Origin of the sequence: Intrasporangium calvum (assembly GCF_028446585.1) — a bacterium.
GTDB classification, from domain to species: Bacteria; Actinomycetota; Actinomycetes; order Actinomycetales; family Dermatophilaceae; genus Intrasporangium; species Intrasporangium calvum_A.
On record NZ_JAPFQL010000116.1, the window covers coordinates 1 to 8,837 of the forward strand.

Below are 8,837 nucleotides of genomic sequence, written 5' to 3' on the forward strand. Positions count from 1 at the left end.
CGGCCGAGGTGTCGTTCGTCCCTCAGGAGAGGAAACGGGCGAGCATCGTGTTGAACTCGTCGGCGTACTCGATCTGCGTCCAGTGCCCGCACTGGCCGAAGACGTGCAGCTGAGACCGCTCGATGAGGTGGAAGAGGTTGAGTGACGTCGTCAGCGGGATGACCTGGTCCTCGCGGCCGTGGAAGAGGAGCGTCGGGGCGGCGATCGACCGGATCTCGTCCGTCGGCAGCACCATCGAGTCGACCCAGCGCTGTCGCGGCTCGGGGAACATCGCCGCGAACCGTTCGTCGGCCCCGCCCGCGATCGACGACTCGTAGCGCTGCTGCGCCAGGTCGTCCGTCATGCGCGACGTGTCGTAGGCGAACAGGTCGAGCAGCGCCCGCATGTTCTCCACGGACGGCTCGTAGCCCCACACCGCGTCGAGCCCCTCGGTGATCGGGAACGGCACCCCGACGGACCCCATGAGGACCAGCTTGTCGACGCGGTCGGAGTGCTGGCTGGCGAGGCGCAGCGCCATGGCCCCGCCGAACGAGTTGCCGACGACGCTGGCGCGCTCGACACCGAGCGTGTCGAGCAGGGCGACGGCGTGCTCGAGCCAGGAGTCGACCGAGTACTCGTGGTCGGCCGGCGGCAGCGTCTGACCGAAGCCGAGCTGGTCCGGCGCGATGACGCGGTGGCCGGCGTCGACGAGGGCGGGGATGGTCAGGCGCCAGTTCGCCGCGGCGCTGACGCCGGGACCCGACCCGTGCAGGAGGAGCACGACCGGCCCGGAGCCCACGTCATGGACCCACGTCTTGACCCCGGCGACGTCGACGAACTGGCCACCGAGCGCCGCCTGCTCGCTCATGCCTTGACCGCGCGGTCGATCTGCATGACGACCGCCTTGGGCTCGGTGAAGAACTCGCGGCTGAAGTTGCCGCCCTCGCGCCCGACACCCGAGTCGCCGACGCCACCGAAGGGGGTGCGCAGGTCGCGGATGAAGAAGCAGTTGACCCAGACGGTGCCGGCCTTGAGGTTGGCGGAGACCCGGTGGGCGCGCGAGAGGTTCTCGGTGAAGAGCATCGCGTTGAGGCCGTAGGCGGTGTCGTTGGCGAGGTGGACGACCTCCGCCTCGGTCTCGAACTTGTTGACGACGACGACCGGGCCGAAGATCTCCTGGCAGTACTGCGACGCCGTGAGCGGCAGGTCGGTGATGATCGTCGGGCGCACGAGCCAGGCGCCGTCCTCGGCGAGCCCGCCGGTGAGGATCTTGCCGCCCTCGTCCTCGACGCTGTCGACGTAGGACTTGACCTTGCGGAAGTGCTCCTCGGAGGCGAGCGACGAGAACTGCGTGGCCGGGTCGAAGGGGTCGCCGATGACGAGCTTCTCGGCGGCCTGCTTGAACCGCGCGAGGAACTCCTCGTAGATGCCGGCCTGGACGAAGAGCCGCGACCCGGCGAGGCAGACCTGGCCGGCGTTGCGGAAGATCGACTCCACGGCCCAGTAGACGGCGTTGTCGAGCTCGGCGTCCTCGAAGACGATGTTGGCGCCCTTGCCGCCGAGCTCGAGGCTGACGGGGGTGAGGTTCTGCGCGGCGGCGCTCATGATGATGCGGCCGGTGCCGGACTCGCCGGTGAAGGTGACGCGGTCGACGCGGGGGTCACCGGTCAGGGATGAGCCCGCCGGGACGCCGTAGCCGTTGAGGACGTTGAGCACGCCGGGCGGGAAGCCGGCATCGATCGCGAGGCGGCCGAGCATGACGACGGAGGCAGGGGTGTCCTCGGCCGGTTTGATGATGCACGTGTTGCCCCACGCGATGGCGGGGGCGATCTTCCAGGTCGCCATCATGAGCGGGAAGTTCCACGGCGAGATCGCCGCGACGACGCCGGCCGGGCCGTACTCCGTGTAGGTGTGGTGCCCGCTGTCCATCGGCATGACCTCGCCGACGTGGTCGCGCTGGTGGTCGGCGAAGAACCGGAAGTTCCAGACCGACCGGGCGACGTCGTGCTTGGCCTGCGCGAACGGCTTGGCCATGTCGGTGGAGTCGAGGCGCGCGAGCTCGTCGGCGTGCTCCTCCATGAGGTCGGCCAGCTTGTGGATCAGCTTGGCGCGCTCGGTGCGGCCCATCCGCGGCCACGGCCCCTCGTCAAACGCCTTGCGGGCGCTGGCGATGGCCCGCTCGGCGTCGGCGGCCGACGCCTCAGCCACCTCGGCCCACTTCTCGCGGGTCCACGGGTTGATGGTGTCGAAGCGCTTCCCGTCGAGGGACTCGACCTCTTCGTTGTCGATGATGTGCCCGAAGAAGGGGTAGTCGGTCATGATGGCACCTTTGTGGGTTGCGTTGAGGTTCAGGAGGATTGGGCCGTATGCTGCTGGGCTGAGCGCTCGGCGATGGTGACGTCCCCGGCGGCGAAGTGGGTCGTGGGGACCTCGCGGAGGACGACCCGGATGCTGTCGATGGGGGCGGCGACGCTGTCCGAGACGGCGTGCGTCACCGTGGAGATGAGCGTCCGCAGCTGCTCAGGGCTACGCCCCTCGGTGAGGGTGATCTCGACGAGCGGCACCGTCACTCGCCCCCGTTGATGAACACGGAGCCGAGGTTGGTGAAGTGCATCGCCACCGAGCTGCCGGGCGGTGCGAAGACGGCGTCGGTCATCCCGCCGGTCAGGACGATCCAGCCGGGCTCGATGGCGTGGCCGCGGCGGGCGAGGTCGTTGGCGGCGAGAGCGAGGGCCTCGCCGGGGTGGCCCTGGACGGCCGCGCCGGTGGCCGAGTCGACGATCTCGCCGTCGACCTCGACGAGGACGGCCTCGAGGGCCAGGTCGAGGTCGGTCGGCGGGAGACCGACGGGGCCGGTGACGAAGGCGCCGGAGGACGCGTTGTCGGCCGAGACGTCGCCGGCCTTGAACCGGAAGTTGCGGTAGCGCGAGTCGATCACCTCGGCGCCGCCCCAGACCGACTCGACGGCGGCCATCGCCTGCGCGGCGGTGACGCCCGGGCCCTCGAGGCGATCACCCATGACGAAGACGATCTCCGGCTCGATGCGCGGGTGGATCAGCTTGGACTGGGGGACCGGGTCGCCGATGGGCAGGATCATCGCGTCGGTCAGCCACGCGACGAAGGGGAAGTGCACGCCCATCCGCTGCTGCTTGGCGCGGCTCGTCAGGCCGAGCTTGACGCCGACGAGCTTCTCGCCGCGGTCGAGCCGCTTCTGCAGGTTGAGGTCCTGGATCGCGTAGCCGGTGTCGAGGTCGAGCTCCGGCCACTCGTCGGTGAAGGGCTCGCGCTCGCGCCGCTCGTCCTCGCAGGCGAGCAGCTCGGCCGCGACGGACTCGATGGTCCAGCCGTCCTGGGGCATGGTGCCCGGCTCGGTGGTCGAGGTCATCAGCGCACCCCGATCGCGGCCAGGTCACCCATGCTGTCGAGGTGCTCGCGCAGCTCTTCCTTCTCCCTGGCCAGCTCGAGGGCGATGTCGATGATCATGTCCTCCTGGCCACCGACGTAGCCGGCTTCGCCGACCCGCTGGAGGATCGCGTGGGCCGGGACGCTGTAGCGCTCGGCCGCCCGCTCGGCGTGCAGCAGGAACGAGGAGTAGACGCCGGCGTAGCCCTGGGTGATGGACGCGCGGTCCATCCACGGCAGGCGCGGGATGAAGGGGCGGACGACGTCCTCGGCGGCGGAGAGCACCTCGCCGAGGTCGATGCCGGTCCGGATGCCGAGCCGCTCGTAGGTTGCGGCGAGCACCTCGGTCGGGCTGTTGCCGGCCCCGGCGCCGAGGGCGCAGAGCGCGCCGTCGATCTGCTTGGCGCCGGCCTGGTAGGCGAGAACCGAGTTGGCGATGCCCATCGAGAGGTTCTGGTGGCCGTGGAAGCCGACCTGCGCCTCGTGGCCGATCTCGTTGATCACGGCCTGGATCCGCTGCTGGGCGGTGTCGAGGACGAGCGCTCCGGCGGAGTCGACGACATAGACGCACTGGGCGCCGGCGTCGACCATGATCCGGGCCTGCTCGGCGAGCTTCTCGGGGGAGGCCTTGTGCGACAGCATGAGGAAGCCGACGGTCTCCATGCCGAGGTCGCGGGCCGCGGCGAAGTGCTGCAGCGAGACGTCGGCCTCGGTGCAGTGGGTCGCGATCCGGGCCACCGAGGCGCCGGCCGCGTGGGCCCGCTTGAGGTGGTGCACGGTGCCCAGGCCCGGGAGCATGAGGATGGCGATCTTGGCCTGGGTCGCCTCGTCGACGGCCGCCTTGATGAGGTCGAACTCGTCGACCTTGGAGAAGCCGTAGTTGAAGCTCGAGCCGCCGAGACCGTCGCCGTGCGAGACCTCGATGACCTGCACACCGGCCTTGTCGAGGGCGTGGACGACGCCGCGGACCTGCTCCTCGGTGAACTGGTGCTGCATCGCGTGGGAGCCGTCGCGCAGCGTCGAGTCGGTGATCCGCAGGTCGGTCTCACCGCCGGGGCCGGAGAGGTTGGCCAGCACCTCGGACTCGGTCACCTGTGAGGTGACAACGGGGGCGTCCTCGGGACGGATGGTCATGTCGCCCATGGGTCAGACTCCTGCCTTCTCTGCAGCGGTCGCGGTGCTGGTGGGGGCGCTGCTGGTCGCGGCGGTGTCGGGCAGCTCGCCGAGGTCCGCCGAGGACTTCCACGTGGACTCGACGCCGAGGCGGTGCGCGACCATGATGTCGCCGACCCGCGCGGCGGCAGCGGTGATGATGTCGAGGTTGCCGGCGTAGTCCGGCAGGTAGTCGCCGCGGCCCTTGACCTCGATCGGCACGAAGACCCGGGCCTGGCCCTGCCACGTCTCCCGCGGCCGGTCGAACTGGACGTCGGCGCGCAGGTGGTAGCCGGGCACGTACTCCTGGACCGTCGCGACCATCCGGTGGATCGACTCGAGGACGGCGTCCTGCAGGGCACCGGCCTCGGCGGCCTCGTCGGGGATCGCGCAGAAGACGGTGTTGCGCATCATCAGCGGCGGCTCGACGGGGTTGAGGATGATGATCGCCTTGCCGCGCTGTGCGCCGCCGACGACCTCGAGCGCCGAGGCGGTCGTCTCGGTGAACTCGTCGATGTTGGCACGGGTGCCGGGGCCGGCCGACTTCGACGAGATCGACGCGACGATCTCGGCGTAGGGGACCGGGACGACGCTCGAGATCGCCTTGACGATCGGGGTCGTGGCCTGGCCGCCACAGGTGATCATGTTGACGTTCGTCGCGTCGAGGTTGAACTCGAGGTTGACCGGCGGGCAGATGTAGGGGCCGATCGCGGCCGGGGTGAGGTCGACGGCGAGGATGCCCGCCTCGGCGTACTTCGGCGCGTTGTGCTCGTGGGCCTTGGCGGACGTCGCCTCGAAGACGATGTCGGGCAGCTCGTCCTGGGCCAGCAGCCAGTCGACTCCCTCGTGGGAGGCCTCGAGGCCGAGCGACTTCGCGCGGCGCAGACCGTCGGAGCTCGGGTCGACGCCGATCATCCAGCGCGGCTCGATGATGTCGCTGCGCCGCATCAGCTTGAACATCAGATCGGTGCCGATGTTGCCGGGGCCGACGATGGCAGCGGTGCCCTTGGTGCGTGTCTGTTGCGCCATCTGGCTACTCCTTGCTCGACGAGTTGGGGGTGGTGGACGAGAAGCGCGCGGTGACCGAGCCGAGCCCGGCGAACGTCGCGGTGAAGCTGTCGCCGGCAGCGACCGGCACCATGGCGCACACGGAGCCGGGCAGCACGACGTGGCCGGCCTCGAGGGTGATGCCGCGCGCGCCGACGGTGTTGGCGAGCCAGACGAGCGAGTTGATGGGTGAGCCGAGGACCGCGCCGCCGGCGCCGGTGCCGACGACCTGCCCGTTGCGGTGGAACGTCGCGCCCGCGAGCCGCAGGTCGACCTCGCGGATGTCCGTGGGGGTGGAGCCGAGGACGACGGCGCCGGACGAGGCATTGTCGGCGATGGTGTCGAAGAGGCCGATCTTCCAGTCGCGGATGCGCGAGTCGACGAGCTCGAGGGCCGGGAGGACGAAGTCGACGGCAGCGATGGCCTCGTGGACGGTGACGCCCGGGCCCTGCAGCGGCTTCTTCAGGACGAAGGCGACCTCCGGCTCGATCCGCGGCTGGAGGAACCGGTCGACCGGGATCGGCATGTGCTCGAGGTAGAAGAAGTCGTCGAGCAGGTGCCCGTAGTCCGGCTCCGAGACGCCGAGCAGCTTCTGCATCGCGGCCGACGTGAGGCCCACCTTGTGCCCCTTGATGGTCCGCCCCGCCGACGTCAGCTCCTCGATCTGGAGCAGCTGGATCGCGTAGGCGTCCTCGAGCGTCATGTCCTCGTAGGTCGAGGTCAGCGGCGCGATCGGCTGGCGCGAGTCGTAGGCCGCGAGCAGGTCCTTCGCTGCGGTCGACCGGGTGTGGCTGTCCACGGGGGTCCCTTCGAGGTTGTCGGATCCGGCAGCCGCCGGAGTCGGTGCGCGGACCGCACCCGATGCTCTGTGTTTCACGTTAGGTCCCCGGCGTTCGTGCGTCGTGCCACGTTCCGCTCCCGGGAACAAGCCTCCGGCCTTATGCCGCTGGGCTGGCTTCCGGTCGACTGCTCAGCGGGTCGTGAGGTGCAGGCTCAGGACGGTGATCCAGAGCAGGTAGGCGCCCATGAGGACCCGCTGCACGAGGCCGACGAACGGGGTGTCGCGCAGGTAGGCAGCCGTCGCGCCGACCGTGAAGACGAGGCCGACGCCAGCCGTGGCCCAGGTGTAGGTCGCCCACCAGCCGGCGAGCTGCGGCGCCACCGCCACGCAGGCGCCGAGCAGGGCCACCGCGACGAGCGGACCGGTGAAGTCATGAAGCCTGGCGTGGTTGGTGACGGAGTGGGCGGTCTGGGTCGACGCCTCCGGCGGGTAGCCACGGACCGGGTCCGGGGCGAAGACCGCGGCCACGAGCACGGCCAGGGCCGCGAGCCAGAGCAGGCCGGCGCCGATGGGCGCATCGATCGTGCGTTGCACCCCGGTCGCGACCGCGGCGAGACCCGCGCTGAGCAGGGCGAAGTTGACCCGCTGGACCCAGCCGCGGCTGCCGAGCTCGAGCTCGCTGCCCATGTGGTAGGTCGCGCGGTAGCCGGGCCGCGTCGCGCCTTCGACCGTGACGACCACCGCGAAGATGACGGCGGAGGCCGCGCCGAACCTCAGCAGCGCGTCAGTGCTCATCCCCGCTCACCTCGCCATTGTGCGCGCCTCCTGGTGGGGCGTGGGTGCTTTCGGCAGAGCGAGGAGGGTGAGCGGAGGGGTCAGTGGCCGAGGTTCCTGGAGACCCGGTTCGCTGCTGCGGTGAGGAGCGGGACGAGCTGGCCGACGGCCGGCTTGACCTGGTCGGTGGGACCGAAGACGGAGAGCGAGGCGACCGCCTGACCGTGGCTGATCACGGGCACCGCGACGGAGGAGGCGCCGTCGAAGGACTCACCGTGCGACTCGGCGTAGCGCTTGGCGCGGACCTGGTCGACGACGGTCTCCCACTCCTCGGCGCTGCGCACGGTGGCGCGGACCCGAGGCGGGAAGCCGGCGCCCAGCCGCGCCCGGTAGACCGTCGTGTTGAAGGCAGCGAGCACCTTGCCGGAGCTGGTGCAGTGCGAGGGCAGGCGCCGGCCGAAGTGGCCGAGGATGCGCACGCCGTCGAGGTTCTCGATCCGCTCGATGAAGACGACGTCGGCGCCCTCGGGGACGGAGAAGTTGACCGTGAGGTTCGTCGCCTTCGCGACCTGGCGCAGGGTGGGGAGCGCGGCGTGCCGCAGCTCGTTGCGGGCCAGGGCGAGCTGGCCGAGCTCGTAGAGGTGGATGCCGAGGCGGTAGGCGCCGGTCGTCCCGTCCTGCTCGACGAAACCTCGCGAGACGAGGGTCTGCAGGAGCCGGTGCGCCGTCGACTTGGCCACGCCCAGGCGGCGGGCGATGTCGGAGACGCCGAGCTCGCCGTCGGTCGCGAAGCACTCCAGGACGTCGAGGGCCGAGCCCACGGACTTGAGCCCCGACCCCAGGGTCTGCTCCTGGACGGAAGCGGGCTTCCGGGGGGTCGTCGCGCACCACGCTTGCTCAATGATCGTCATCGATCGGCCTCTCCTCGACGGGGTGCGATGACAGTGGCGCACGTTCGGGGTTGAATCAATCCATGCGTTCCATTGACCGGAACGGCGTCACCGCCGAGACCGAGAGGGTCCCCTCGGGTGTGCTCGGTCGGACGCTGGCGGTGCTCGAGGCCTTCCGCACGGGGGAGGCCAGCCTCCCGCTGGCCGAGCTGTCGCGCCGGACGGGTCTGCCCAAGGCCACGGTGCACCGGATGCTCGGCGAGATGCGTCGGGAGCGGATGGTCGAGCAGCTCGACGACGGCTCCTACCGGCTGGGCCTGCGCCTCTTCGAGATCGGCGAACGGGTCCAGACCCACCGGTCGCTGTCCCAGGCCGCCCTGCCGATCATGGAGGACCTGCGGGAGGCGACCCGGCAGCGGATCCACCTCGCCGTCCTCGAGGGCGTCGACGTGGTCTACGTCGAGATCCTCGGCGCGAACCTGCTCCGTCAGATCGGGTCGCGCACGGGCGGACGTTTCCCGGCGCATGCGACCGGGGTGGGCAAGGCGATCCTGGCCTACTCCCCGGCCGCGGTCGTCCGGGCCCGGATCGATGCGGGCCTCGAGCGGGTGACGCCCCGGACGATCACGACTCCCGGAGCGTTCCAGCGAGAGCTGCAGGAGATCCGGACCAAGGGGTTCGCCCAGGACCGCGAGGAGTCGCACCTGGGGATCTCGTGCGTGGCGGCGCCGGCCTTCGGCGCCGACTTGAAGGTGGCGGCGGCCCTGTCGATCACGGGCCGGACGAGGTCGATCGACCCGATCCGGCTCGGG

The 8,837-nt window shown here is 70.5% G+C and carries 10 protein-coding genes; 1 reads left to right on the forward strand and 9 read right to left on the reverse strand.

Features of this window, described 5'->3' with window-relative positions; translation table 11 throughout:
- Positions 1-22: 22 nt before the first annotated feature.
- From OO014_RS18150 to OO014_RS18190, 9 genes are all read right to left on the reverse strand, one after another.
- Positions 23-847 carry an alpha/beta fold hydrolase gene (locus OO014_RS18150; RefSeq protein WP_272463735.1) on the reverse strand — a complete coding sequence of 275 codons (825 nt, stop codon included), beginning with the start codon at positions 845-847 and terminating at the stop codon, positions 23-25.
- On the reverse strand, positions 844-2,298 hold the full coding sequence (locus OO014_RS18155; protein ID WP_272463736.1) for an aldehyde dehydrogenase: 1,455 nt from the start codon (positions 2,296-2,298) through the stop codon (positions 844-846). Before OO014_RS18155 ends, OO014_RS18150 begins: the two co-directional genes overlap by 4 nt.
- 29 nt (positions 2,299-2,327) lie before the next feature.
- The gene (locus OO014_RS18160; protein ID WP_272463737.1) at positions 2,328-2,549 is read right to left on the reverse strand and encodes a tautomerase family protein; all 222 of its coding nucleotides are present in this window, start codon (positions 2,547-2,549) and stop codon (positions 2,328-2,330) included.
- The gene (locus tag OO014_RS18165; RefSeq protein ID WP_272463738.1) at positions 2,546-3,364 is read right to left on the reverse strand and encodes a 2-keto-4-pentenoate hydratase; all 819 of its coding nucleotides are present in this window, start codon (positions 3,362-3,364) and stop codon (positions 2,546-2,548) included. The genes OO014_RS18160 and OO014_RS18165 overlap by 4 nt, the downstream gene beginning before the upstream one ends.
- Positions 3,364-4,524, reverse strand: coding sequence for a 4-hydroxy-2-oxovalerate aldolase (gene dmpG, locus OO014_RS18170; RefSeq protein ID WP_272463739.1), 1,161 nt, complete (start codon positions 4,522-4,524; stop codon positions 3,364-3,366). The genes OO014_RS18165 and dmpG overlap by 1 nt, the downstream gene beginning before the upstream one ends.
- A 3-nt stretch (positions 4,525-4,527) precedes the next feature.
- Positions 4,528-5,562 carry an acetaldehyde dehydrogenase (acetylating) gene (locus OO014_RS18175; RefSeq protein ID WP_272463740.1) on the reverse strand — a complete coding sequence of 345 codons (1,035 nt, stop codon included), beginning with the start codon at positions 5,560-5,562 and terminating at the stop codon, positions 4,528-4,530.
- 4 nt (positions 5,563-5,566) lie between these two features.
- Positions 5,567-6,379 carry a 2-keto-4-pentenoate hydratase gene (locus OO014_RS18180; RefSeq protein ID WP_272463741.1) on the reverse strand — a complete coding sequence of 271 codons (813 nt, stop codon included), beginning with the start codon at positions 6,377-6,379 and terminating at the stop codon, positions 5,567-5,569.
- Positions 6,380-6,550: 171 nt separating this feature from the next.
- Positions 6,551-7,156 (reverse strand): DUF998 domain-containing protein, encoded by a 606-nt coding sequence (locus OO014_RS18185; RefSeq protein WP_272463742.1) that lies wholly within the window; start codon positions 7,154-7,156, stop codon positions 6,551-6,553.
- Between the two features lie 80 nt (positions 7,157-7,236).
- A complete protein-coding gene (locus OO014_RS18190; protein ID WP_272463743.1) occupies positions 7,237-8,046 on the reverse strand; it encodes an IclR family transcriptional regulator in 810 nt (269 codons plus the stop codon).
- A 62-nt stretch (positions 8,047-8,108) separates the two neighbouring features.
- Here OO014_RS18190 and OO014_RS18195 point away from each other — a divergent pair.
- Positions 8,109-8,837, forward strand: a 729-nt coding sequence (locus tag OO014_RS18195) for an IclR family transcriptional regulator (protein WP_272463744.1), incomplete at its 3' end; no start/stop codon positions are given.

Coding starts and splice junctions, on each gene's coding strand:
- OO014_RS18150 (WP_272463735.1), bottom strand. CDS start 847: ATGAGCGAGCAGGCGGCGCTCGGTGGCCAGTTCGTCGACGTCGCCGGG.
- OO014_RS18155 (WP_272463736.1), bottom strand. CDS start 2,298: ATGACCGACTACCCCTTCTTCGGGCACATCATCGACAACGAAGAGGTC.
- OO014_RS18165 (WP_272463738.1), bottom strand. CDS start 3,364: ATGACCTCGACCACCGAGCCGGGCACCATGCCCCAGGACGGCTGGACC.
- dmpG (WP_272463739.1), bottom strand. CDS start 4,524: ATGGGCGACATGACCATCCGTCCCGAGGACGCCCCCGTTGTCACCTCA.
- OO014_RS18175 (WP_272463740.1), bottom strand. CDS start 5,562: ATGGCGCAACAGACACGCACCAAGGGCACCGCTGCCATCGTCGGCCCC.
- OO014_RS18185 (WP_272463742.1), bottom strand. CDS start 7,156: ATGAGCACTGACGCGCTGCTGAGGTTCGGCGCGGCCTCCGCCGTCATC.
- OO014_RS18190 (WP_272463743.1), bottom strand. CDS start 8,046: ATGACGATCATTGAGCAAGCGTGGTGCGCGACGACCCCCCGGAAGCCC.